A 24,410-nucleotide genomic window follows, 5' to 3' on the forward strand; every position below is an offset into this window, starting at 1 on the left:
AAGGCAAAATGTTACCTCAGGATTGAGTTTTTATACATATTGATCGTTTATTTGCTGCAAACATTGTACTCTGTTATCCTGCTTGTCAATGATGTTATGACCTTACAAACTTCGTAGAGCGGGTTGCACATAACCGCACGGATTACAAATCCGCGCCAGCGGGTTATGTCAATCCTTGACGTTACTAGTCAAAGGCATAACAGGAACACATACTAAGATGAGTTGGGGCTTGCCTCAAGGATTTTATAAGAAACAATCTATTTATTCTTAATCAGAAAGTAAAATACTATTTTTACACATTAAAAATTTCGTAATTGTAGCAAAGATATTTCATTAGGTGTTATAGTATGTGGTATAAGGGCGAACTATATGAAATGTAAAATATAATATTTTCAGAGTAAGTGAGTAAAATTATTACCTATCGTCCCGATATTGATGGCTTAAGGGCAATTTCAGTATTCCTTGTAATTCTATTTCATGTCGATCTTTCATTATTTAGTGGTGGGTTTGTTGGTGTCGATGTATTCTTTGTGATTTCGGGCTATTTAATAACGAGTTCCATAAATAAACAACTCCTTAATAATTCTTTTTCTTTTAAAGAATTTTATGTAAGAAGAATACGAAGGATTATTCCTGTTTTGATTTTTGTTTTAGTGGTGGTCACTATTCCTGCATGGTTATTTTTATTCTCCAGTGATTTTGAAAGTTATTCTCGAACAGTTTTACATACCATGTTAAGTACTAATAACTTTTATTTATGGTCTAATAGTAATAATTATTTTGTCGAGAATACTCAATTTATGCCATTGTTGCATACCTGGTCTTTATCTGTTGAAGAGCAATTTTATTTGATCTGGCCCATTTTACTGTTAATCCTTCATCGTTTTTTAAGTTTAAATACTAGAGTCTATACTGTTATTGCTCTTTTGGTTTGTGCTATTCTGCTATCCATATATTTGACAGGAGAGGATAAATCAATGGCATACTACTTATTACCAGCTCGCTTTTTTGAGGTTTTGATGGGAGCAACATTAGCCATATTGTGGGAGCGAATTCCAAAGCTTACCAAGCCAATAAATCATACGATTTCTATTATAGGAATTTTACTTGTTTTTATACCAGCTATAGTATTGACGAAATGGAGTGTTTTTCCTGGTTTAAATGCTTTTTGGCCTTGTTTGGGAGCTGTATTACTAATTCTGTCAGGGAAAGAAAAAGATTCGAAAGGTATTGTTAATAGCCTATTAGAGTTTCGGGGTATTGTATTTTTAGGTTTACTATCATATTCTATGTATCTGTGGCATTGGCCAATCATCGTGTTTATAAAATATTTAGGCTTTGAACTAACGCTAACTTTAGTTCTAGCGATTATTATGGCTACGATTTTATTATCGTATTTTTCCTGGAAATTCGTAGAACAGCCTTTTAGGCATACCTTCAAGTATACCTTTTCTAAAACATTAAGGTATATTTTATTTCCAAGTTTACTGATTGCTGGTTTGATTTATGGAGTAATTGATGGTAAAGATGGTTTTCCTGATCGTTTTCCTAATCTAACTGAGTTTAACAAAAAAGTAAATTTCCCATCTGATGTAAGACCTCAATGTTACAATAAACAAAAAATTGGAGAGTATGAAGAGTGTAATATAGGGGTGGTTAAAAATAAGGTAGATGGTATTTTAATAGGGGATTCCCTTGGAGGTCATTCAGCCTATTTTATGGATGTATTAGCCAAAGATGCCAATATGTATTTTTATGTTAGCGCGGCTCCTGGTTATCCCATATTACGCAATCTGGATTTTCCAGATCACTACGGGGATGGCTATGGAAAAAGAAGGCTCGAATATGCTAAAAATATGGATATCATCTGCATTGCATCATTTTGGGAAGCCATAAAGGTTGATTCAGAAAATTACAATCAAATACTGGCATCTATAAAAGAGCTGATCGCTTTGAAAAAAACCGTAGTTATTATTGATCATTTAAGGATGACAACTGAAGCTAATGTACATAAAATGAAGTTGCATAAAATCAAAATGGGAGCTCAATTTTTGAAGGAAGATTTATTAATTCCGTTTTACAAACGTCCGGAAAAATATATTGTAACCGAAATTAAGAAAAGATTTCCATCAGTTACCATTATTAATTTAAACGATGTTATGTGTGTAGACGGTAAATGTGATTATTCGATAAACGATCAAATCGTTTATAGAGATGTATGTCATTTAAATATAAGTGGAACAAGATCCATAGCAGAAAAGTACCTTAAAGTGAAAGGAAACCCTTTACGATTCCTAAAATAACGATCCGAAGAAAATAGACAACGAAACCAAATTGCCTGAATCCATTTTAGAGTTGCAGGAAGTATCTTGAAGATAACGGGCTACGAAGTTGCAAACTTCGTAGAGCGGGGTTTCTAATTTTCTTTAGGAGGGGGTAATTTGGTAAACTGCTCATGTCCTTCTTCATTAGACCCTAATGCTATAGATAGTAACAGAAGTGTTTTATAAAAAGGTTTTTCTAAATCGTTTTTATTTAAAACATCTAAAATTATGGAAGCATATCCTTTAAAACTCATATTTTCTGTTTTACTTGAATTAGTCATACTATTTAGTAATAGGAATACTTTAGAATCTTTTGAGTTGGTATAAGATTTGAACTCTCCTTTGAGAAGCATTTTAGCAGTAAAACAATTTTTATTATAGTTATGTTGAAAATCAGAATTAATAATTTTAAGAAATAGTGAATTTGGTCTAGTCGCTGGTAGATAATTAATTTCAAAGACTTTTTTATAAAATTTTATATAACTATCACCAGATTTATCTTCTAAGAATTCATTCTCAATCAAAAAATCTTCATATCTCTCTAATTCTTGTTTAATATCTAACCCGGATTCACTAAATGAATTGTATAAACATTCTAAACTTAGTTTCTCTATAAGTTCATCATCTTGTGCAAAAAAATTATTAAATGACAAACAGAGTACAATAATTGCTATTCTCATTTTAATTATATATTTAAGATGACCTCACAGGTAATAGATCATAGGTGTTGTATTTTATTATTTCATGTTTTACTAGAAGATTACAAAACTCTTTGGAAATAATAATTTTTCTATTTGCCTGATGGGTTTCTGTTTCTCCAAATGACTCTTTTGTTTTGCATATCATAAAATCAAAATCTTTTCTAAAAGGAGGCATAAAATCAAGATTTCGTTGATCATATTTTTTAATACCACAAACAGGACAAAACTTTTGTGTATCATAAGTAGAACCATCTAATTGTAAATCACTCTCTGCCTCTGGAATTACTAATTGTAGAACTGTTTCCGCAGGCTTTCCAGTATTGTGTATCAAAACATCTCTAGACTTAAGTCCAAGAGGTGCGAACACCTCTTGGAAAAAGTCTTTTTTTATAAAAGTTTCATCAAAAATCCAGTTTAAAGAAAAATGGACTTGGTTTTTCCCCCATTTAGGTTCATTTTTTATTCTGAATAGGCTAATTTGACTGTTATAAGTACAACACTTACTACATAATTTGGAATAACTCTTTTCCTTATAACCATTTTTTGGCTGTGGATACCCCTTGGGTTTACCTATATTATTGAGAATATATCTATCTGCTTTATCCAATTCTTCCTTAGAAAATTCAGAAAGAGAATGAATAAATGAAAACTCAGGAGGCTGCTTTTTAAATAATGATTTGCTAGTAAAATGATCGATTATTTTAAAATAAATTTCATTTTCTGGGATTAAAAAAGAGTCATAATTATCTCTTATATTAATTCCAAAATTCTTTAAATACTCAACGTCCTGCTTTCTCCATTTAGCAAATATGTGGTGTTTTTTTATCATAATCCAAAAGCTAATAATATTTCTGGGTAATCTGCATAAATTTCTCTAGCTGCATTTATAATTTCTGACCGGGGAGTATTCGAGAAGTATTTAGTTTTTAATTACTCTTTGTTTAGTAGGTTTAATCGAATGTTTTTGGGTTTTGTAAATTGTCTTGGTCCCTTTTAAGGAATTATCTTCAATTGTGATTTCAATAGGGTAATATTTACTCAAAATTGTCGAGTCTTTTACTATAGGATGATATTGGCAGTTTATATCTTTAGTAACATAGTAATTCTCCATAATTATTTTTTCAAATTTTTTTGAATGTTTATCGATAACTTTTGAATCTTTAAAAAAGAAAGCAAAAACTCCATTTTTTAATATGTTTTTCTTTTTTTTCACTACAACTCTGAAACATTCAAAACCTTTAATATTTTTGCGATCTTCTGGATACTCTTCAATATTTATTATTTCCTCATCTTTAGGTAATGTCATACTAAATTGTACTCTCTTCAAACTAACATAAGTGGAATCCTTAAACAAAAAATTTTCTTTAGAACCATCGTTTTTATTTATTCGTGTAATTTCATCCGAATCTAAGTTTCTTGAATCATAAAACTTATATTCAATTATAGAATCTTTAAAAGTATATTCATGTTTCATTTGAATTCCTGAGTAGCTGCCCGGATCAAGATCAAGTTTTATTGCAGGTATCAATTTTTCTTTAAGAAGAGTTTGCACTTCTATAGAATCTATTTCTTTACCTTCTTTTTGATACTTTTCAACCATAAAATCTTTAAAAAACTCAGTGAAATTTACTACAAGTTTTTTAAGGGACTGATTAATTAAATCTTGATTTATTGTCATTTTTTCACCAACCAATACTAAATTTCCATCAGTGGGACAATCGGATTGAGGGTAAAAGTTAAATGTTAAAAACAAAAAGAAAAAAAATGAAATAAATTTTTGATTTGTCATTACAAGTTATTTTTTATCAGAGCTATTAAGATGTTGGTCAATTTTAATTGAAACCCCAAAGTTTTAGGCTTTGGGGTTATATAAGTCATTTAGGTTATGCTATCAAAATTACCATCTTTTATAGTAATAATGATCCCATGTTCATCTTCCCAAGGACATTCATATTCTAAATTAAAATAATTCTCATCTTTAAAGGTAAGATCAAAATGTACCTGAAGAATAATGGCGCGCTCTAAAGCATCATTTGCATTAAAAATGGAAAAATAAACTTTATTTGCATCAATTTCGTTTTTAAAATTTTCGTAATCAACCATGCCATAACTGGTATTGGCAATACAAATTTCATAATGTTTCCATATCTCTTGTTGCAGCCATTCCTTATTTTCCATGGAAAATTTTAGAATTTCATTTACTCTTTCGACTAAAATATCCATTTCAGAACTATCATCTAAATTCGATAAACCAAATACTTTTATAGGTATTTTTTTTTCAAAAAAAGGAATAAATATATTCAATTCAAATTCTGAAAAATTTTCAGATTCATGATTTGTATATACCCCTTTGTTAATTATCTCTTCCTTTGTCATAATAAGTTTCACTAAAAATTTGGACCTTTAAATAAACCTTGTAAACCTCTACTAATTATAGCTGCCCCACCAGAATGTGCAAAACCACCCGATCTAACGTTATGTATCCCACTAGGAACTGGAAACATAGATTTACCATCTTGGTGGTGATGCCAAGTATGTTCAACCCCATTTATCTTAACTTTGCCATTGCTCAAAGTAACAACATTAGTTTGACCTCTTATAAAATTATTTGCTCTTGTCATATCTGTTCCATTACCTGCTAAATTATCAGCTTTGAATACATGGTCAGGACTAGAAGCGTAAGACGTGAAATCGGGGAAGCCGTTTTCATCGTACTTTACACTGACTTGCTTACCATCAATAGTTTTTGTTGCCGTAAAGTTATACTTTCCAGCAAAACCCGCAGGTTTTTTTTGATTTTTCATTAAATCGATTAAATCATTTAGTTTAGTTGATGATAAAGCATTTAGCCTTTGTGCTAAGTTTGCATCTCTTCCTAAAACTTTTAAATAATCTGATAATGTTTGTGCAGTAATTTTACCACCTCCTTTTACCATTAAAAAAGCTCCGCCATTAGAACTTGGTGCCAATACTGCAACTATATCCAGAAAAGTTACTGCGGCATCTACAAAAGGGGTATACCATTCTCCTGTAGGTTCTACTATCATTTCTAATCCGTCATATCTAACCTTAAATAATCTACCAATGGTTTCATCACTAACATCTGCTGGGACTGTTACTCCAGAGTTCTCCATAATGATTTTTACAAATTTGCCTTCTTCCTCATCAGTATAGAATAAATCCTCTGTCATTTTAACTAAATTGAACATGGCATCATGAAAATCGAAAACCAGCTTAGCAGTAAACCAAGCCATTTTTCCCGAGACATCATTTTCGTCACAACACTGTTGAAATTGAGCCCCTTCTATCGCAATAATAAGTGCTTGTGAAATGTTTTTGCTTAAAACCGCGTTGGCAAAACGTTTTTGATTTGTATTCCCTGTGTCCAGAAGGTTGATCATTTCTTCTACAAAAGAGATCGCCTCATTAGAGAAGTTATTTTCATTTATTGCTCTAAGTAAAGTTGGAGCGTAATTGATATTATCTCCTTCTAAAAACCAATTTATTTGAGAACTTGTAAGTGTTACTAGCGTGTTAAGATGATGCAATGCCAGTTCGTCTCCAGTAACAAATAATGTAGGAAGTTCTCCTCCCCCTCCTAAACCTCCTCCTCCTTGTGGATTAGATGCTGATAACGAACCACTATTACCAATACGGATACCATTACCATCAAAATAACCTACTGTAAAAATTGGGTCTAGTCCAGAATCTCCGGTGCCACATACTCTTTCTGTGTCATAAATCCATCTTGCTCTACCTCCCTTGTCAGCAGGGCAAGTACAACCACCTTGCCAAGGTGCGTGTTTTCCTTTACATGTACAAAAATATGGAATAGCTACCTCCACGTAAACACAATTCCCTGATTTAGCAGTGTTTTCGATTTTTTTGTCAGTTTTAGAATGGTTTTTAATATCTACAAAAGATTTACTTACATCCGTGTATTTTCCATCTTTAGATAACTCCAAAACCTTATAATCAATTTTTAAATTATGATTAGAGTCTGTAAGGTATTTATGTAATGTTTCTTTTGTGAAGTAATAAGTAACTAAATATGCTTTAGTAGTTTGCCCCTCTATTTTTAAAACAAAATTCTCAATATTATAAAGGGATTCTTTTTTTCTTTTTACCGATAAAGTGTATATAGTATAATTCTCGGTAATAACTTTATTCGCATAATTCGTGTCAATTATAAAATCATCATTTGATTTTAAGTGATTTCTGTTTCCTAATATCTCATTATCATTAAATTGAGAGTCTAATTTGTCTTTTAATTTGAAAGTATTAATCAAATTGTTAAAAACGTGGTCCTGTTTTAATTCTTCATAATTGACGCGATTAATTTTTTCGGTATTCAGTACTTCTTCCGCAACTGTTACATTATCTGTTTCAACAATATCATCCTTTTTACATCCGGAGAATACCAGAGATATAACAGTTAGTGTAAGTAAAGCATAGTGCTTTAAATAATTTTTCATCGTTGACTTTATGTTAGGTTTATTTTTTAAAAGCTGCAATGATACAGCTTTGTTTATAATTTTTATCAGGGGATAAATCCCCTTTTGGACAAAAGGTGTGATATATTTGTTGAACTACACCGTTTTGTATAATAATCTTTTCTATGGTGATCGTATCATAGTATTGCTTTTTGTTTTTATATAGTGGCTTTAAACCATAATTTGTTACCCCAAAAAATGCACTTTTTTATTTTATTTTTTAAAGGGAGTGTTCCCGTAGTTGTAGTAGATTATTTTTTGTGTTTTGGGTCACAGGTTTCGGGAGTCAGGGATCGACCGGGTGTTAGAAAAACCTGAAACCATAAACCTGATACCTGTGACCCGAACCCCAACTCCTACCTCTTGATCATAAGTTGTCGTCCCATCATAGAGATGCTGTATGGTTTCTTCATTAGATTTTCCTTTATGATATAGTCGATTAATCCACTGATAGATTGTACTTTCATAAGGTTCTCTACGGGCTACGGATGCAAAAAACCTGTCGCTCTGGATATGTAGTGTTTTTAGTACAGCTATGATGTAGCTATAGTAGCGCTCGTCTTCTTCTATAGTCATGATGTGTGATATTTCCCCTTGTTTTATATTTAAAAAACGGGGCAATTTACACTTTATTTTATAAAAACACGTTATTTATGGCGTAAATTATTTCAAGACGGTTTGTGAACCTTTGTTAATATGGCATCAGAAACAAAAAAAGACCGTCTATCAATTATTGGAGAACGTATACGCGAACTACGGCTAAAAGCAGGATATACTAGTTATGAAACTTTTGCTGTGGATAATGGCTTGCCAAGAAAAAACTATTGGCGTATCGAGAAGGGACAAAACTTTACTATTGAAACCTTACTTCGTATCCTGGATATTCATAATATATCGCTAGAGGATTTTTTTAAAGGATTGCCATAAACCTTATATCAGCTCATTTTTTTAGAATTATGATCTCCTGCAGGCTGCAGGAGGTATTTGCATACCTTACATGAAGCTCTCGCAAGCTGCAGGAGACATTTGTATAGATTACATGGAGCTCTCGTAGATTGCAGGAAGTATTTGTATACCTTACATGGAGCTCTCGTAGGCTACAGGAAATATCTTGAAGATAACGTGCTACGAAGTTGCAAACTTCGTAGAGCGGGATAGAGCGGGGTTACACATAACCGCACGGATTACAAATCCGCACTATCGTGACTTTTAAAATTTCATAATACTACTAATTACTTAAAATATCACTGTTGATTGTTTGTTATATATCTATTATGTAATAACCTCGTGAATTGATAAAAGGTTAATGATGTTTTCTCATTACGCTTAAATATTTTTGCTTTTTCGCAATACTTATAAATATTATCCCAATCCTTTAACATAAAATAAGCATAAACAATGTTCATATAAAGACCGCCTACGTTCTTTATATTGATTTTTGCCTTGTTGGATTTATCGTTATATTGTTCGATCTCTTTTAACCAAGTTTGTATACAATCCTGAAGAACTTGTCTACCGTTATCATCAGTTATGAATTGTTTTTTTGAAGTTACACCTTTAAAACGTTCAAAAGTTTCTTTTAAATTGGAATAATCATACTTTTTTCCTTTACCTATTTCGATAGGTAATTTCTTTGTGAATTTTTGAAACGCAAATTTATCTTTAAACCCCTTATTCAAAGTATTCATTCGTTTACCAAAGGCTACCTTATACATTTCTACCCCGGTCTTATCCTTGGTTGCTAAAACAGCAAGAACTTCTTGTTTGGATGCATATCCTTGTGTAGATAAAAATTCTTTTCTCTCATGGTTTTCCTCTGAAAATAAAACTTTATTGTTTCTAAGGTCTTTAACATAAGTAGTAGAATTTAAAACATACGTTTTGTCTGCATAATAAAGTGTAGCATCATATGCAGTACCATCTTTCCTTTTCAATTTCGATTTTCGGGAAACAAACTCTACTTTATCGGTTAAAGAGTTTAATGTCATAGAAATAAGAATATCTGCTTCTGGTGCAGAATTTACTCTTGTCAAGCCTCTTATCGTTAGTGATTCTTTAGGGTAGAACAACTCAGCTTCTTTCTTAAAAAAGCTAGGTTTGCAGCTAAACGCTACAAAATACTTAGTTAAGTCTTTAGGAAGTGGTTCTGATGGTGGCATGACATATTTGACTATCACCGCTTTAGTCTTACTTTTTTGAGCCAAAATGGTATGTTGAAAACCAAGCATTAAACACAGGATGCACAGTATAGATTTTAAGTTTTTCATGTGATTTATTTTTTTAACTTGTTTTATAAAATCATCTAGTTCAGCTGTTTTCGATGCTAACTGGGGAGGACACGGATTACAAATCCGCGCCAGCGGGGGTTTTATCACTTAAACCGCTTTACTTATGCACTTTGTTGTGTGTAGTCTTTTATAAGTCCTGGTGTTAGTTTTTCAATTTTTTCATCCTTTATGAATAGTTCATTAATTAAGAAAACCGTATTATTTAAGTTTACAGGAAAGGAATTTTCTAGATTACTAATTTTATTTAAGACCTCGTTTCTGTTTATTTTTAAAATCTGTTTACCAACGTCAGGGTTTTTGTCTAAAGCTAATTTAATATCTTCTTTAAGAGGTTTTAGTTGGAATTTCAATCGAAATTTGTTACGAATGAGAGCTTCCCAATTTTTAGTTTTGAAATGCTGATAAGCTAATTCTTGAAATAAATTTTTTAATGCAATGTCGTTAGTTTCAAGGCTAGCGTAAATACCATTTAACATTCTTTCGCTTTCATTGTAGTTTGACCAATCATCTTTACATTTATATCTTAGACTATGGTCAATTTCGTGCCAACCTTCTGATAGGATTGTTCTTAACTGTAGCTCAAAAGTATTATCTATCAGATTCCAAAAAGAATTTGAAGAATCAATTTTTTGTAATTCTTCAAAAGTATTGGTGTTTTCGGAATTAAATCGACAAATTATATTAGTTCTTTTTGGTTTGAAAACCGTAGAATCAAGATTGTCTATTTCTTTATCAACAATTTCAAGTTTGTCATTGATGATTTTTTTAGCGATTTCAATATCATCTCTAAAATATGTTACTATCCTTATCCCAATAACATCTTGCATTTTTTTGCCATTTACTGAGTAGGGTTTACCATCTTTTATTTTTCTATCGATTTTATCAACAACTGAATTTTGGTCTTTTGAACGACTAAAAACTCTATATAATAATCCAATTTTATCAAGCTCTGAAATTATACTTTCTCTAATTGATTTTTCGATTATACTCAAACTTGGATTCATAATTCATTGTGTTTAAGTTTGTATATTGCTTCTCTTGTTATGAAACCAACATCGTCTTTAAAGTGAATTAAGTTATTTGTTTTTAATGAATCTATTACCTTGCTAATCTCTTTATTTGAATAGCCTGGTAAAGCTTTTTTTATATAAGATAATTTTCTATATCTCGCTTTCTTTTGACCACTTTGAAAAAAGAATGAAAGTACATCTCTTTCAGATAGTTCTTTCGAATTTTCTTCAATGTTTTCTTTTTCGTCAAATGATTCAATCACATTTTGAGTGAATGAATTGTCAGAAACACAAGCAAAAAGGGCAAAGTCATTAAATCGAGTTTCTGAATTGTCAAAAGAACCACTACAATTATAAAAACTACAATTTTGGAATGTGCAAGATTTAAACCTACTTAAATTGAACGTAACATTCTTAAATGTACAATTAGAAAATACAGCATTTTTAAATTTACAACTACCATTAAATACTACATCTATTATTATTTTGTCAGAAATAAATAGATTATTGTATTCTCTATTAAATGGCTTTTTAAAGCTATAATCTAAATCAAAGAAAAAATCAGAAGAATACGTAAAGGAATCATCAAACTCCTCCCATAAACGATTGACTTTATTTTCAGATTGAACTTTGAAAGACTGTACTGCTTTAGTTGCAAAATCCTGAGGTAGAAGAGCTTTATAATTAGAATAATGTTCTTGATACTTTTTTAGTATAAGATTTTCTCCAACTAACAAACCAAAAATAAAATCGTTAACAAAACCAATATTGTCTTTATCTTTTTTATCCAAAAAAGCGTGGTTTGATAAAGTTTCCACTAAATCATCTAAACTAGGTTTTTCTTCTGCTATATAATCATTCAAACTTTCCTTTAGAAGTGTAATATTATATTCTTTAATGAAGTCTTTTATCGTATCTTTTGTTTCAGAAGTGATGTCAAACTCCGTAAAAAATCTAATTAGTTTTCTGTAAATATGAAGTTGTTCTTCATTCTTTAATTTTATGTTTTGTCTCTCTTGTTCTCTTTTTAATAAGTAATCAATGTATTTATCAATTAAAGTTGTTTCTTCTTCAATGGATAAATAACTTTTGAATTTTTCTAAAGGAATATTTCTGATGTAAGATAGAAGAACTGGATTTGCAACATTTGATAAAGGGAATTGAGATTCCTCCAATAATTGAATTCTCTCTTTTGTTAACCAATTTTCTATTGTTGGCTCTTTAATTTCAAATTGTGCTAAAGAAAATTTATTGGTCGAATCATATATTGAATTTAGGAATTCTTCACTGTTGAAAATTGCCGTTTTGCGTGAAGTAATTACAATTTTTGCTTCTTCCTTTAACAACTCAACAATAGTTGTTAGCATACTTTCAACATCTTCCTTTTGACTTTCTTTACTAATTAATTCATCAAATCCATCAATTATCAAAGGTATTCTGCCTTTTGTAATTTGCTCTAAAACAATATTTTGCTTGATCCCATCAGGAAACTGTGAGTCAATTTCGTTCAGTAATATGTGTTTAAATATTCTTGCTTCTCTATTTCTTGAAAGTTCAGTAAAAAATGGTAGCTTTTTAGATTCTTGAGTCGAAAAAGTATTTAATATTTCATTTGCTGTACAAGTTTTGCCAAAACCAGCCGGTGCTTCAATGATGATAAATATAGCACCTGTTATCTCACTTAAATAAAGGTTAATTTTGTCAAGAATTGTAATATCATTTACGCCATTATATGTTTTGTTTTCTAAACTATTTCTATTTTCATCTTGGAAAGTTAAATTGTAACTTGAATTTATGTACCTATATGTGCTCTTCTCAGGTAAATTAACAAGTTGTTTTTTAACAAAATCGTCATATCTATGTTGTAACTCATTTCCTAAAGGTGTCTTAATAAAAAAACCTTCGAATAAGTACTCTTCAATTTCATCAAATCCTTCAAATTTTCTAATTTGCGTAGCATAACCTATGTCAGTAAATTCTTCTCTTACTTTTTTTGTGTCAGCATCAGGATTTATTTTTATTATCTCTACAGCGTGATACATCCCGTATCTTAACGTGTAAATTCTAATATCCTCATTTGATTTAGAATATAATCTAAAATTATATGATTGAAATAATTTATCTAAGTTTTTAATTTCTTCTCTGCTCATTAAATTTTCTTATAATTTTTGTTTTAGATTACGCACAACTCATGTATATAATTAGTTTTGATAACTATATCTTCCATATTTAAGATATATAGTCACCATGTTCTCTTCGTTTTATTTAAACCACCAAACTACCACAACCACACATCAATCCTTTGTGGAAATCCACAATGGCAGTAGTAATTCGTATATGCAATGATGAGATTATAACTACAAGAATATGTAGTCATATAGCAGTGTCGTTGTTAAGTTGATCAAAAAGCGTATCGCTTTCTGGTAATCATAGGCTATTACTTTTTTGGGGAAATAATAGACCGTTTGGGTTTTTAAATATAGGGAAAATATTTTAACTCTGTCTGTAGTGCATTTTAAGATTTTTAGCTCCCATGATTACCATTGGTTATTTTTAGTTTTTCTACATCTTCTAATTCAATGGATAATTTTTCCAGGTTTTCATTTTCGATAAGCGTTAGTAAAATATAGGAGTGTATCCATTTCTTATTAAGCATAGTGAAAATAAAAAACAGAAAAACCAGTTTGCCCCAAAATGTGATCAGAAATACGATAGCTTTTAATATTTCGGTAGAACTTTCGGCAAAATCAAAAAGATTAAACAGCGCATAGAGTGGTTGCACCACAACATAAAGCGGTAACCATATTGTGATCCCATAAAAATAAAAAACACGTTCAAAGGATCTGGTGGAACGCTGAAAATAGTATTCCATAGAAATGAATCTACTAAAAAGTAATGCCATGGCTACTCCATTGTATAATCCTCCTAATAACCTGACAATGGTAGAAGTCTCCTCGAGGTTGAGACCGGGGATCCCAAAAACGACAAGCACTATACTTAATACGGTAATACCTACAGCAACGGCAATTGGAATTTGGTTTTTAATTTTCGAAGTCCTATTGTCATCTTCCAGGGTTACACTAAACAAAACCAAAAAGGCTGTAAACAAAAAAGTCGCGCTAAAGAGATTGGTAGCATTGGTTAATACTTCTATAGATAAAAATTTTGCAGCACTATCATTCCTTTCACTAGTTACCCTAAATAAGTCCAAAAAATCATCACTTCTGATGAGCGAACTCTGAAAAAAGTCGTAATCCAGATTCCAATCCATAAAAACCTGTAAACCATAAAACCCAATAAGAATGATAACAAACCAACGGATGGCATAGAATAATTGACCAATTAATGAATTGGTACGCAGTAATTTATTGGACAGGTCAGAAGAAGAAATATTAAATCGTTTACAGATGCCATCTATTTCGACTTCGCGAATGATTAGAATAGATTTTCTAATAAAAATCAAACCAAAAAACAGGACAATTAGATTCAAATAATCTGTAAACAGGTTTACATTTTCGATATACTCAAAGGTCTTAATCTTCACCGCATTAAGTATGACGGCTAATGAAGAGAATATCCCCAGAATACTGGCGAGAAATTCGTCATTTTGCCTAAAAAAGTCTCTAATTTTTTTCATAGCTTCTATACATGTCTAATTATTTCATTCTAATGGCTAATAGATCCAGATCTTGAGAATAATCCAGGCTAAATAGTTGTTCGGGATTTATTAAGCCATAGCCATACTTAATATCAAATCCAACCAACCCTAAATCTATTGCGGTCTTTCTTAAATGTTCTTCTAGATCTTTCTGTTTTTTAATAGGTGTTTGCCCCAGGTATTCATTATGTTTAGACAGTATTAATGCCGAAATCCCTGCCACAAAAGGTGTTGCCATAGATGTACCGCTTAGTTTTGCTAATCCTCTTGGAGGATAGGTCGACAAGATCTCATCTCCCGGAGCAACAATATCAACCTGTACTCCGTTTGATGAAAATTTGCTTATTCTTTTTCTCCTATCAATAGACCCCACAGCTATTGTTTCTTCAAAAGCCCCGGGATAATCTACACTATCCAGACTAGGCCCATTGTTTCCCGCTGCACAAATGACAAAAACTCCGTCATCCATCGCTGCTTTGATGGCATTATATATTTTCTCAGATGGGTAAGGACTTCCTAAACTCATCGAGATAATATGAGCTCCTTTCTCTACAGCCCATTGTACACCATTGGCTACCATATCTTCGCTTCCTGAACCGTCATCTCCCAGCACCTTGCCGATGATTAATTGAGATTCTGGCGCTACTCCTATTACTCCGGTAGAATTATCCCTTGCTGCAATGATACCGGCACAATGGGTTCCGTGACCATTGACATCTCCTACGCCAGAAGGACTATTCGTAAAATCTTTCATTTCGCAAATAGCACCCCTCAGATCAGGATGTGTATAGGTTACTCCCGTATCTAGCACGGCAACTTTTACACCTTTGCCTTTGGTAAATCTCCAAAAATTAGGAACTCCCAGTAATTCTACTCCCCAATCTATGGTTTGTGAATTTGCCGTATATACTTGTTCTACTTTAAAAGGTGGTATCGAAAAAATAGGTTCGTTAGAGCTGATGTTTCTTAAAGAGTTTTGATAATTTTTCATATTAAAAATTTTAAATCATTAACTATATTGTCTGAGCATAAAAGCTATGCTTCCCCTATAGACTCAAATGTAAACACACCAATCACGATGTAACATACCCAATAACAGGTATTTACGAAGTGAAACTCTCAGGATCAATACACAAAAAGAATCCATTTCATATATCAAACCCTAAAACACGCTTTAGAAATCAACCGGATGTACCTGCTTAGAATTACTTAATTTTGTAATTATACAACACTAGCATAGCACATTTGGAATTACCGGACATCACCACACGAGAAGACATCATAGTATTGATGCGTGCATTTTATAATAAAGCACTACAAGATCCTAACATCGGGGCTTTCTTTACCAAAATTGCCAAAATAGATCTCGAGGCTCATATTCCACACATCACCGATTTCTGGGAACAGCAATTGTTTAGAACAGGAGGCTATACAAAGAATGTGATGAAAATACATCAAGACCTTCATCATCAGAAAGCTATGGAGAAAACCCACTTCGATACCTGGTTGTCTTTATTCCACCAAACGGTTGATGATCACTTTGCTGGCGAGAAAGCACACCTCATCAAAACCAGGGCATTATCCATTGCCACAATGATGCGCATAAAGATTTCATAACTATTTTTCTGGCTTTCCGAAACATCCGACAAATTTTACTCCAGCGGAAGGTTTGACGTTCCAAAGCAGAGCTTTGAAAATCTTTTTTCACCAGTATAAGATTTGTTTTGCGTTAAAAAATCTTGAAGCCTTGGAAAGATTTTAGCAAAACAAATCTGGTTTTTTCGCCTAAGGCGGAAAAAATACCTTGAAAAAAGTGCCTTTTCTTTTGTTTCGTTTTCTTTGGGCAAGCAAAGAAAATGAAAATAATGAGAGTCAAGAGCTAAATCTTTAATCAGAAATACATCAAAACAAAGCTTAGACATCGTAAATTTATTATGCATACATAATAAATTCATTTCTGAATCACTACCTTATGTCTCTAATCTATAATTTAGGAACCGATGAGTGTTAAGATAACCGGTACGGGTAGCTATATTCCTACCGAAATTCAGAAAAACGAGGATTTTGGCAATCATCAATTCCTTAATACCAATGGAACCCTAATTACACATCCTACTACGGTAGTCATCGATAAATTCAGGAAAATTACGGGTATTGAAGAGCGTAGATATGCTACTGATGAACAAAACACATCTGATCTGGCCTATATAGCAGCAGAAAAAGCAATCCAAAACGCAGAGATTGATCGTGAAACCCTGGATTATATCATAGTCGCTCATAATTTTGGAGATGTCGATAAAAACTCATCTCAGGCAGATACAGTACCTAGTCTTGCGACAAGAGTAAAACACAAACTACGGATAGAGAATCCATACTGTGTTGCTTATGATGTTCTTTTTGGGTGTCCGGGATGGATAGAAGGCCTAATACAAGCGCAGTCCTTTATAAAAAGTGGTATGGCCAAAAAGTGCCTGGTTATTGGTGCAGAAACATTATCACGGGTTATCGATGATTATGATCGGGATTCTATGATCTACTCTGATGGCGCCGGAGCAGCTATACTAGAACTAACCAAAGCATCCGGAGGGATCATCTCTACCGTGAGTGCATCCTATACTTTAGAGGAAAGTAATTTTCTATTCTTCGGGAAAACATATAACCAAACCTCTGATGATCGTAATAAGTATATCAAAATGTATGGCCGAAAAATATATGAATTCGCACTAAACAAAGTTCCAATGGCGATGAAAGCCTGCTTGGATAAAACCGGTTTTGGGATTACTGATATTAAGAAGATTCTTATCCATCAAGCCAATGAAAAAATGGATGAGGCTATCGTAAAACGATTTTATGAGCTATACGGACAAGAAGTTCCTGAGGGTATTATGCCCATGAGCATTCAGAAACTAGGAAATAGTAGTGTAGCTACCATCCCTACATTATATGATCTTATCCTAAACGGAAAGATAGCAAATCAATCCATCCAGAGTGGAGATCTCTTATTGTTTGCAAGCGTTGGCGCCGGAATGAATATCAACGCCTTTTTATACCAATTCTAATCCTCGTTAAAAATTTCTCTGGTATGGATTAATAGTAATCTTAGTAATTGTCTATTTTTACAGCTTCAATTACTGATTTAGTTACTATGTACGAAGGGACTTTTCCTCATAAGCGATACCAAAAAACATTAGAATTCCTTAGAAGCCACGCTCCTGCTCCTTCTGCTGTATTAGACCTTGGAGTTCGTAATCCTTTTGTAGAATTTATGGAGAAAGAAGGATATATCGTAACTAACACCTCTGGTGAGGATCTGGATATCAATACAGAAAGTGTACAACAAAGTGATGCCGAAATGGTAACTGCTTTTGAGATTTTTGAGCATTTGATCGCTCCTTTTAATGTATTAAGAGATATCAAAGCTGATAAATTGGTCGCTTCTATTCCGCTAAAACTATGGTTCTCTCCGGCGTACAGAAGTAAAACAGATCCCTGGGATCGTCATTATCACGAATTCGAAGATTGGCAGTTTGACTGGCTACTGGAAAAAGCAGGTTGGGAAATCAAAGCCCGAGAAAAGTGGACACATCCGGTAAAGAAACTAGGATTCAGACCCTTACTTAGACTCTTTACCCCGAGGTATTATATTGTATATGCGGAAAGGAAGAAATAGTTGATAGTTTCTTGTTTTTAGTTTTTAACTTTAAACCTGAAACAAAGAAACCCGAAACTCATACTTGAAAATATACATCGTCATACCTGCACATAATGAAGAGCGATTTATTGCTAAAACGCTCGATTCCTTAGCTGCACAGACATTGCTTCCTAAAAAAGTGGTGGTGGTCAATGATCATTCTACAGATCGTACAGAAAGTATCGTAAAAGATTTCTGCAATAGCTATGATTTTATATCCCTACTATCCACAGATTCTTCTGAGGATCATATGCCGGGGAGCAAAGTGATTAATGCTTTTCATCAAGGGTATAAAACATTAGATGATGCGTATGATATCATCTGTAAGTTTGATGCGGATCTTATTTTCCCTACAGATTATTTAGAAAAAATAGCACATCATTTTACACAACATCCTAAAGTCGGGATGTCAGGTGGTTTCTGTTATATCGAAAAAGAGAAGGATTGGATTCTGGAAAGTCTAACCAACAAAGATCATATTCGTGGTGCGTTAAAGGCGTACAGAAAAGAATGTTTCTCGGATATAGATGGCTTAAAACCAGCAATGGGATGGGATACCGTGGATGAGCTACTGGCACAATATCACAAATGGGAGATCAAAACCGATGAATCCCTGCACGTTAAACACCTAAAACCAACAGGCAACACCTATAATCCAAAAGCCAAGTACAAACAAGGCGAAGCGTTTTACCGCATACGATATGGTTTCTGGATTACGCTAATTGCTTCGGTTAAACTGGCATTACTTAAAAAAAGACCTCGTCTTATCTCAGATTATATCGCAGGGTATTTCAAGGCAAAAAGAGAACAACAACCCTTTCTCGTTACTGAAGCAGAAGGGAAGTTCATCCGTAAACTTCGTTGGGAAAAGATTAGGAAGAAGTTACTGTAATATCCTAAATCTCAACTTTTGATTCTCCTCAAATATTTTAAGTATTGTTAAAGTTTTCTTATTTTGAAATTTCCCCAGTAACACATCTATTATTTACGATATAAATACATAATTATTAATCTTAAAATTTAATGTATTATGCTTAAGAACATTTTAAAAGTAGACGGTGTACAAACACTTAACAAAAAAGCACAACAAAAAGTTAAAGGAGGGTATTTATGCCCTGACTGGGTTTGCAAAAACCTGGAGGCATTCCCTTTAATGCCTGCTTGCGATTGTGATGTCTAAATCTTTTAAATAGTAAAAAGCGCTAGTATATAATGTATATGCTAGCGCTTTTTTTATAATCTTACACTTTTAATTTTAATCTAATACAAAAGGCAATACATCACCGGTAGCTCCATTAGGAAACGCAATTCCCAGCAAAGCAGAAATCGTAGGTGCAATATCCGTGATGTGCGTTTCTGCGGTTGTACTTCCTTTTCTGATCCCCTGACCATAAAACAATAATGGAGCGTGCGTATCATAAGTTAATCCACTTCCGTGAGTAGAACCCGTAAGGGAATACATGATCGTTGCCGGATCAAATACGATAATGATATCTCCGCTACGCTTTTGGTTAAATCCTTTTTGTAATAATGCAGCAATACCCGAAGTATAATTACCATTCTCTAACTGACTTCTGGTAAATACCTTATCAATTTGTTTTTCTTGCAAAATAAAATGTGCCAGCGCTTTCTGAAGTTCCTCTGCATCAATATTATATTTTTGCAAAGCTGAATAGTTAAAGAATATTTGATTATTAGAAGCATTTTCCATCAGGTCTTCTGCTTTGAATTTTTCCTTAACAAAAGCCTGTATTTTTTCTGCCATCTTTTTAGAGTCAAAATACCCGGCAGGGATTTTTACTGATTTTAAATATGAAGGCACATGAACCGCTCCGTGATCTGCAGTTAGGAATACTGTATACTGCCCCTTACCTACTTTACTGTCCAAAGCATTAAAAAACCGCTCCAGATCCTTATCTAATCTCAGGTATGTGTCTTCAATCTCTTTTGAATTCACTCCAAAATTATGCCCCACATAATCCGTACTAGAAAAACTAACCGTAAGAAAATCAGTTACCTCATCTGATCCCATCTGTTCTCCATCTATGGCCGCAATAGCAAAATCAGCAGTCAGACTATTTCCATAAGCAGATTCTTTTATAATATCATAACCTCTGTTTTGATCTTTTAACTTTGCCAGGTCATAAGGAAATGTAGCAGTTTCCTTTCCTTCATATCCTCTCTCGAATGTATTCTCATCACTACCGCTTTCTTTATACGTTTTAATATCATATAAAGTATTCCACACTTTGAAATAAGATTTGGCTTTACCGGAGGCATTAAATTTTTGCACCCAATCCGGCAACTCATTTCTATAATACGTACTCGTGATCCATTTTCCTTCATCCTTACCTCTAAACCAATACGCACCATTGGCAGTATGCCCTGCAGGAAGAATAGCTCCTCGATCTTTTATTGCTATCCCGATAGTTTTTCCTCGGAGCTGGGTGTGTAATCTGTTTTGATCACTAACCGTAGTTGTTTTCATACGATGTGGTGACATTCTCTCCATCTCACTATCAGACCCCACAGCTTTTACAGCAGGATCACTGGCGCAATACACTTCTTCCTTAGCAAATTTATCATACCAATTGTTAGAAATGATGCCGTGGTTTTGTGGCGTGGTACCAGTATACACTGAGGCATGTCCCGGTCCGGTGTAGGTGGGAACATAATTAAAGTGATTATTCTTACAATTATAACCATCATTAATCATACGCTTAAAACCTCCTTCTCCAAATCTATCGTAAAAACGAGTGAGATAATCATAACGCATCTGATCCACTACAATACCGACAACCAATTTAGGTGAATGGTTAATTTTATCTTTTTCCTGTGATTTGCAGTCAATGGATAAGAAAACCATCAATGCTATAAGGAATACTTTCTTTGTCATTACTTTTCTGATTTTGATATCAAAAATACGATATGTGCAAATGTAAAACTTTAATGCAAGGTTAAATGCTGGCGATCTTTTTTTTTCTATTTTAGCCCTTTCTAATTACAGTTTATGTTTTATCTGGACGATATCGGTCGTTATTTTTTAATGTTGAAAGGTGTTTTTAGTCGAATGACTAAGAGATCTGTTTTAAGAAATCTGATATTTAAAGAAATCGATGACCTGATTATAGGATCATTGGGGATTACTGTGTTCCTTGCTTTCTTTATTGGTGCGGTAGTTGCTATCCAGACAGCATTAAATCTTACCAATCCTTTAATTCCAAAACAGCTTATAGGTTTTGCTTCCAGGCAATCAGTAATTTTAGAATTTGCGCCTACATTCATTTCTGTAATTATGGCGGGTAAAGTAGGTTCTTTTATTACCTCGAGTATTGGTACAATGAGAGTAACCGAGCAAATTGACGCTCTGGAAGTCATGGGTATTAATTCTCTGAATTATCTCGTGTTCCCAAAAGTGGTTGCTATGTTTATGTATCCCTTTGTGATTGCTATAGCCATGTTTACCGGGATTTTTGGAGCCTACATAGCGGGAGTGTATGGAGGTTTCCTTTCTAGCAGTGATTTCCTGACCGGATTACGAGAAGAGTTTATACCATACCATCTTGTATATGCATTTATAAAGACATTTTTATATGCCTTTTTATTGGCTACCATACCTTCTTTTCATGGATATTATATGAAAGGAGGAGCATTAGAAGTTGGTAAAGCCAGTACTTCTGCATTCGTATGGACAACAGTAGTTATTGTGATATCCAACTATGTACTAACCCAGTTACTCCTAAGTTAATGATAGAAGTTAAAGATTTACATAAAGGATTTAATGGAGAAAAAATTCTGAAAGGAATTACTACTACTTTTCACCGCGGAAAGACGAATCTTATCATCGGTACCAGTGGTAGTGGTAAAACTGTTTTTCTAAAATGTTTATTAGGTCTTTTTACTCCGGAAAAAGGTTCAATTTGTTATGACGGTTCTACCTATTCTGAATTAGATGAAGCTCAGCAACGCGATCTTAAAGAACAAATGGGGATGGTATTCCAGGGGAGTGCTTTATTTGATTCTATGACAGTAGAAGAGAATGTGATGTTCCCGCTGATGATGTTTAGTAAGCACAAAAAGGATGAAATGCTCGATCGGGTAAACGAAGTATTAAATCGTGTAAATCTTGAAAATGCCAATGCCAAACTCCCTTCAGAAATTAGTGGAGGAATGCAGAAGCGTGTTGCCATAGCCAGAGCTGTAGTTACTAAACCTAAATACTTATTCTGCGATGAACCCAACTCCGGACTTGATCCCAGAACTGCCATTGTGATTGATAACCTTATCAAGGAAATTACTGAAGAAAATGACATCACCACAGTGATCAATACTCACGATATGAATTCTGTGATGGAGATCGGTGAAAAAATTGTTTTTCTTAAAAATGGTTTCTTAGAGTGGGAAGGTGATAAAACTCAGATCTTTAAAACCGATAATCAAGCAGTTACCGAATTCGTATATTCTTCGAATCTCTTTAAAAAAGTACGTGATGCGCAGTTAAAAGGGTTGTAATAATACACTTTATTTTTCTTGCTCCTTTTTCTTTATCCCAGCCCAATAGATCACATCTCTAAAATCAGATTTAGCAACTTTAGTCACCCTAACTAACTCTTCCAAATCCCCATCTGCAAGATATACCACAGAAAATCTGGCGTTACGTAAATTATGCTCAGACTCAGCCATAACATGTGTTAAGGTAATAGACTCTAGGTGAGATACGACTTCTGGTATTTGATTTTTATCAAACTCCTTCTTAATTAAGGTTAATAAATCCTCTTCTAGTTTCATTTTACGTACAAGGTATCTGCCTTAAGTGTATTGGTCATCCAGATTCTTAAATCGTTATTTCTAATATCATTAAGACTATCAGACACAGCGAATTTCCATTCAGGAAAGATTGTCTTTAACGTATCTACCTTTTTAAAGTTAGATGTTATCACCTCTGCATATCCTAATTCTTTAAGATCCTGGAAATAAATCTTAGCATCTTTGGATATATCGAAGTATGGCAGTACCTCAACAGGAACTACTTTTTGAGCTTCTTTTAACTGCAGTTCTAATGCTGCCATTTGGATTTTTAGATCTTCTATCTGATCTAAAAGTTGCTCATTTTCTTTCTCTAAGCGATTTATTTGTTCTATAGATCGGTCATAGGCTTTAGATACCTGATCAATACCTCTAGCTTTATTACCTCTCACAGTTAATTTAAAATCGCTGATATTATCATATTTCAATAACTCATTCTGTAAATCACTAGCAGTTGCATCTGATATTTCTCCGTCAAAAAACAACTTCAATGTTTTATTATCATAATCATAGATAGGCTTTCTGAGGTATAGATTTTCATTGGCTTCAATTTCATTAGCAATAAAGCTTTCATAATCTCCTTCAGCCTGACTTTCGTTAAGCGTAATCCAAAAGGTATAAATAGCAGGCACCATAACCACGATAGCAAGTATTGAAGCGATTCTGGCAGTAAGCTTTCGCTTAGCAGAATTGGCATATCTGATCATCGGGAATCTTAGCAATTTCAAAACTAAAAAAGTTGCTAACCCAATAAAAATAGTATTGATAGTAAACAGATACATTGCACCTAATGCGTAGTCATATTTACCGATAGCCAATCCAAATCCTACAGTACATAAAGGCGGCATTAAGGCTGTGGCTATTGCTACACCAAAAATCACACTGGCAATGGTTCCTTTTTTGGTTCTCGCTATAATCAAAGCCAATCCACCAAAAAATGCGATCAGCACATCTCTGATATCAGGTTTGGTTCTGGCTAATAATTCTGAAGACTCCTCTTTTAACGGAAACAACCAAAAGAATAACCAAGCAGTGAGCACACTCAATACCACCATCACCGCAAAATTGATCAATGATTTTCTAAGTGTATCGATATCATTTACCGCAATAGACATCCCCATCCCTAAGATCGGCCCCATTAGTGGTGAAATTAACATCGCACCGATTACCACAGGTATAGAATTAGCATTAAGACCTATCGACGCTATGAATATCGAGCAAACCAGAATCCAGGCAGTAGCTCCCTTAAAAGGAATATCTGCTTTAATCAATTCTATAGTACCTTCCCGATCCGTATCGTGCCTAAAATCAAGTAATTCTTTTAAGAAAGTGGATATACTCTGAAATAATCCTTTAGCATCTTTTTTCACAGCTTCTTTCTGCTGTTCTACCTTCTGATCCTGATGCTGATCACCCGAATTTGGAATATTTTCTGCCAT

General features: G+C 33.3%; 24 protein-coding genes. 9 read left to right on the plus strand and 15 right to left on the minus strand.

Annotated elements, in window-relative coordinates; all coding sequences use genetic code 11:
• The first annotated feature begins 401 nt into the window (after positions 1-401).
• Positions 402-2,303: an acyltransferase family protein gene (locus J8M14_RS23400; RefSeq protein ID WP_211075751.1), complete on the plus strand. Its 1,902-nt coding sequence runs from the start codon at positions 402-404 to the stop codon at positions 2,301-2,303.
• 113 nt (positions 2,304-2,416) lie between these two features.
• On the opposite strand, the gene J8M14_RS15680 is transcribed toward J8M14_RS23400, so the two are convergent.
• The 6 genes from J8M14_RS15680 to J8M14_RS15705 all read right to left on the minus strand — a co-directional run bounded on the left by J8M14_RS15680 (position 2,417) and on the right by J8M14_RS15705 (position 8,094).
• Positions 2,417-3,004, minus strand: a complete 588-nt coding sequence (locus J8M14_RS15680) for a hypothetical protein (RefSeq protein WP_211075752.1) — start codon at positions 3,002-3,004, stop codon at positions 2,417-2,419.
• Positions 3,005-3,017: 13 nt separating this feature from the next.
• Positions 3,018-3,854: a hypothetical protein gene (locus tag J8M14_RS15685; RefSeq protein ID WP_211075753.1), complete on the minus strand. Its 837-nt coding sequence runs from the start codon at positions 3,852-3,854 to the stop codon at positions 3,018-3,020.
• Between the two features lie 90 nt (positions 3,855-3,944).
• Positions 3,945-4,814 (minus strand): hypothetical protein, encoded by an 870-nt coding sequence (locus J8M14_RS15690; protein WP_211075754.1) that lies wholly within the window; start codon positions 4,812-4,814, stop codon positions 3,945-3,947.
• An 89-nt stretch (positions 4,815-4,903) separates the two neighbouring features.
• On the minus strand, positions 4,904-5,401 hold the full coding sequence (locus J8M14_RS15695) for a hypothetical protein (protein WP_211075755.1): 498 nt from the start codon (positions 5,399-5,401) through the stop codon (positions 4,904-4,906).
• An 11-nt stretch (positions 5,402-5,412) separates the two neighbouring features.
• The gene (locus J8M14_RS15700; RefSeq protein ID WP_211075756.1) at positions 5,413-7,500 is read right to left on the minus strand and encodes an HNH endonuclease; all 2,088 of its coding nucleotides are present in this window, start codon (positions 7,498-7,500) and stop codon (positions 5,413-5,415) included.
• A gap of 288 nt (positions 7,501-7,788) precedes the next feature.
• Entirely contained in the window at positions 7,789-8,094 is a 306-nt protein-coding gene (locus J8M14_RS15705; RefSeq protein WP_211075757.1) for a hypothetical protein, read from the minus strand.
• Between the two features lie 120 nt (positions 8,095-8,214).
• On the opposite strand from J8M14_RS15705, the gene J8M14_RS15710 reads away from it, so the two are divergent.
• A complete protein-coding gene (locus J8M14_RS15710) occupies positions 8,215-8,445 on the plus strand; it encodes a helix-turn-helix transcriptional regulator (protein WP_211075758.1) in 231 nt (76 codons plus the stop codon).
• 317 nt (positions 8,446-8,762) lie between these two features.
• Here J8M14_RS15710 and J8M14_RS15715 read toward each other — a convergent pair whose 3' ends face one another.
• From J8M14_RS15715 to J8M14_RS15735, 5 genes are all read right to left on the minus strand, one after another.
• On the minus strand, positions 8,763-9,785 hold the full coding sequence (locus tag J8M14_RS15715; RefSeq protein ID WP_211075759.1) for a hypothetical protein: 1,023 nt from the start codon (positions 9,783-9,785) through the stop codon (positions 8,763-8,765).
• Between the two features lie 122 nt (positions 9,786-9,907).
• Complete coding sequence (locus tag J8M14_RS15720) at positions 9,908-10,810, minus strand: hypothetical protein (RefSeq protein ID WP_211075760.1); 903 nt, start codon at positions 10,808-10,810, stop codon at positions 9,908-9,910.
• A complete protein-coding gene (locus J8M14_RS15725) occupies positions 10,807-12,966 on the minus strand; it encodes an NACHT domain-containing protein (protein ID WP_211075761.1) in 2,160 nt (719 codons plus the stop codon). Before J8M14_RS15725 ends, J8M14_RS15720 begins: the two co-directional genes overlap by 4 nt.
• A gap of 374 nt (positions 12,967-13,340) precedes the next feature.
• Positions 13,341-14,453, minus strand: a complete 1,113-nt coding sequence (locus J8M14_RS15730) for a hypothetical protein (protein WP_211075762.1) — start codon at positions 14,451-14,453, stop codon at positions 13,341-13,343.
• Positions 14,454-14,472: 19 nt separating this feature from the next.
• Positions 14,473-15,465 carry a S8 family peptidase gene (locus J8M14_RS15735; protein ID WP_211075763.1) on the minus strand — a complete coding sequence of 331 codons (993 nt, stop codon included), beginning with the start codon at positions 15,463-15,465 and terminating at the stop codon, positions 14,473-14,475.
• A 254-nt stretch (positions 15,466-15,719) separates the two neighbouring features.
• On the opposite strand from J8M14_RS15735, the gene J8M14_RS15740 reads away from it, so the two are divergent.
• Positions 15,720-16,091 carry a group III truncated hemoglobin gene (locus tag J8M14_RS15740; RefSeq protein WP_247672667.1) on the plus strand — a complete coding sequence of 124 codons (372 nt, stop codon included), beginning with the start codon at positions 15,720-15,722 and terminating at the stop codon, positions 16,089-16,091.
• Positions 16,092-16,126: 35 nt separating this feature from the next.
• Here the strand turns inward: J8M14_RS15740 and J8M14_RS15745 are convergent, their stop codons facing one another.
• Positions 16,127-16,396, minus strand: a complete 270-nt coding sequence (locus J8M14_RS15745) for a hypothetical protein (protein WP_211075764.1) — start codon at positions 16,394-16,396, stop codon at positions 16,127-16,129.
• Between the two features lie 78 nt (positions 16,397-16,474).
• Here J8M14_RS15745 and J8M14_RS15750 point away from each other — a divergent pair, with 78 nt between their 5' ends.
• The 4 genes from J8M14_RS15750 (at position 16,475) to J8M14_RS15765 (ending at position 19,345) form a co-directional block, all read left to right on the plus strand.
• Positions 16,475-17,533, plus strand: a complete 1,059-nt coding sequence (locus tag J8M14_RS15750; RefSeq protein ID WP_211075765.1) for a 3-oxoacyl-ACP synthase III family protein — start codon at positions 16,475-16,477, stop codon at positions 17,531-17,533.
• An 86-nt stretch (positions 17,534-17,619) separates the two neighbouring features.
• Positions 17,620-18,144, plus strand: coding sequence for a methyltransferase (locus tag J8M14_RS15755; RefSeq protein ID WP_211075837.1), 525 nt, complete (start codon positions 17,620-17,622; stop codon positions 18,142-18,144).
• Between the two features lie 64 nt (positions 18,145-18,208).
• Positions 18,209-19,057, plus strand: a complete 849-nt coding sequence (locus tag J8M14_RS15760; RefSeq protein WP_211075766.1) for a glycosyltransferase family 2 protein — start codon at positions 18,209-18,211, stop codon at positions 19,055-19,057.
• A 138-nt stretch (positions 19,058-19,195) separates the two neighbouring features.
• Entirely contained in the window at positions 19,196-19,345 is a 150-nt protein-coding gene (locus tag J8M14_RS15765; RefSeq protein ID WP_211075767.1) for a hypothetical protein, read from the plus strand.
• 75 nt (positions 19,346-19,420) lie between these two features.
• On the opposite strand, the gene pafA is transcribed toward J8M14_RS15765, so the two are convergent.
• The gene (gene pafA, locus J8M14_RS15770) at positions 19,421-21,061 is read right to left on the minus strand and encodes an alkaline phosphatase PafA (RefSeq protein WP_211075768.1); all 1,641 of its coding nucleotides are present in this window, start codon (positions 21,059-21,061) and stop codon (positions 19,421-19,423) included.
• A 114-nt stretch (positions 21,062-21,175) separates the two neighbouring features.
• On the opposite strand from pafA, the gene J8M14_RS15775 reads away from it, so the two are divergent.
• Positions 21,176-21,913 (plus strand): ABC transporter permease, encoded by a 738-nt coding sequence (locus J8M14_RS15775; RefSeq protein WP_211075769.1) that lies wholly within the window; start codon positions 21,176-21,178, stop codon positions 21,911-21,913.
• The gene (locus J8M14_RS15780) at positions 21,913-22,677 is read left to right on the plus strand and encodes an ATP-binding cassette domain-containing protein (protein ID WP_211075770.1); all 765 of its coding nucleotides are present in this window, start codon (positions 21,913-21,915) and stop codon (positions 22,675-22,677) included. The genes J8M14_RS15775 and J8M14_RS15780 overlap by 1 nt, the downstream gene beginning before the upstream one ends.
• Before the next feature lie 9 nt (positions 22,678-22,686).
• Here J8M14_RS15780 and J8M14_RS15785 read toward each other — a convergent pair whose 3' ends face one another.
• Positions 22,687-22,953, minus strand: coding sequence for a hypothetical protein (locus J8M14_RS15785; protein ID WP_211075771.1), 267 nt, complete (start codon positions 22,951-22,953; stop codon positions 22,687-22,689).
• Entirely contained in the window at positions 22,950-24,410 is a 1,461-nt protein-coding gene (locus tag J8M14_RS15790; protein WP_211075772.1) for a DUF389 domain-containing protein, read from the minus strand. Before J8M14_RS15790 ends, J8M14_RS15785 begins: the two co-directional genes overlap by 4 nt.

Source organism: Aquimarina sp. MMG016 (assembly GCF_018100805.1).
Lineage (GTDB): Bacteria > Bacteroidota > Bacteroidia > Flavobacteriales > Flavobacteriaceae > Aquimarina.

Excerpts from the sequence above, each read along its gene's own strand:
- J8M14_RS15750 (WP_211075765.1), top strand. The coding sequence starts at position 16,475 with ATGAGTGTTAAGATAACCGGTACGGGTAGCTATATTCCTACCGAAATT.
- J8M14_RS15720 (WP_211075760.1), bottom strand. The coding sequence starts at position 10,810 with ATGAATCCAAGTTTGAGTATAATCGAAAAATCAATTAGAGAAAGTATA.
- J8M14_RS15780 (WP_211075770.1), top strand. The coding sequence starts at position 21,913 with ATGATAGAAGTTAAAGATTTACATAAAGGATTTAATGGAGAAAAAATT.
- pafA (WP_211075768.1), bottom strand. The coding sequence starts at position 21,061 with ATGACAAAGAAAGTATTCCTTATAGCATTGATGGTTTTCTTATCCATT.
- J8M14_RS15705 (WP_211075757.1), bottom strand. The coding sequence starts at position 8,094 with ATGACTATAGAAGAAGACGAGCGCTACTATAGCTACATCATAGCTGTA.
- J8M14_RS15790 (WP_211075772.1), bottom strand. The coding sequence starts at position 24,410 with ATGGCAGAAAATATTCCAAATTCGGGTGATCAGCATCAGGATCAGAAG.
- J8M14_RS15715 (WP_211075759.1), bottom strand. The coding sequence starts at position 9,785 with ATGAAAAACTTAAAATCTATACTGTGCATCCTGTGTTTAATGCTTGGT.
- J8M14_RS15765 (WP_211075767.1), top strand. The coding sequence starts at position 19,196 with ATGCTTAAGAACATTTTAAAAGTAGACGGTGTACAAACACTTAACAAA.
- J8M14_RS15735 (WP_211075763.1), bottom strand. The coding sequence starts at position 15,465 with ATGAAAAATTATCAAAACTCTTTAAGAAACATCAGCTCTAACGAACCT.
- J8M14_RS15745 (WP_211075764.1), bottom strand. The coding sequence starts at position 16,396 with ATGTCTAAGCTTTGTTTTGATGTATTTCTGATTAAAGATTTAGCTCTT.
- J8M14_RS15785 (WP_211075771.1), bottom strand. The coding sequence starts at position 22,953 with ATGAAACTAGAAGAGGATTTATTAACCTTAATTAAGAAGGAGTTTGAT.
- J8M14_RS15700 (WP_211075756.1), bottom strand. The coding sequence starts at position 7,500 with ATGAAAAATTATTTAAAGCACTATGCTTTACTTACACTAACTGTTATA.
- J8M14_RS15680 (WP_211075752.1), bottom strand. The coding sequence starts at position 3,004 with ATGAGAATAGCAATTATTGTACTCTGTTTGTCATTTAATAATTTTTTT.
- J8M14_RS15695 (WP_211075755.1), bottom strand. The coding sequence starts at position 5,401 with ATGACAAAGGAAGAGATAATTAACAAAGGGGTATATACAAATCATGAA.
- J8M14_RS15775 (WP_211075769.1), top strand. The coding sequence starts at position 21,176 with ATGTTTTATCTGGACGATATCGGTCGTTATTTTTTAATGTTGAAAGGT.
- J8M14_RS15730 (WP_211075762.1), bottom strand. The coding sequence starts at position 14,453 with ATGAAAAAAATTAGAGACTTTTTTAGGCAAAATGACGAATTTCTCGCC.
- J8M14_RS15710 (WP_211075758.1), top strand. The coding sequence starts at position 8,215 with ATGGCATCAGAAACAAAAAAAGACCGTCTATCAATTATTGGAGAACGT.
- J8M14_RS15725 (WP_211075761.1), bottom strand. The coding sequence starts at position 12,966 with ATGAGCAGAGAAGAAATTAAAAACTTAGATAAATTATTTCAATCATAT.
- J8M14_RS15690 (WP_211075754.1), bottom strand. The coding sequence starts at position 4,814 with ATGACAAATCAAAAATTTATTTCATTTTTTTTCTTTTTGTTTTTAACA.
- J8M14_RS15755 (WP_211075837.1), top strand. The coding sequence starts at position 17,620 with ATGTACGAAGGGACTTTTCCTCATAAGCGATACCAAAAAACATTAGAA.
- J8M14_RS15685 (WP_211075753.1), bottom strand. The coding sequence starts at position 3,854 with ATGATAAAAAAACACCACATATTTGCTAAATGGAGAAAGCAGGACGTT.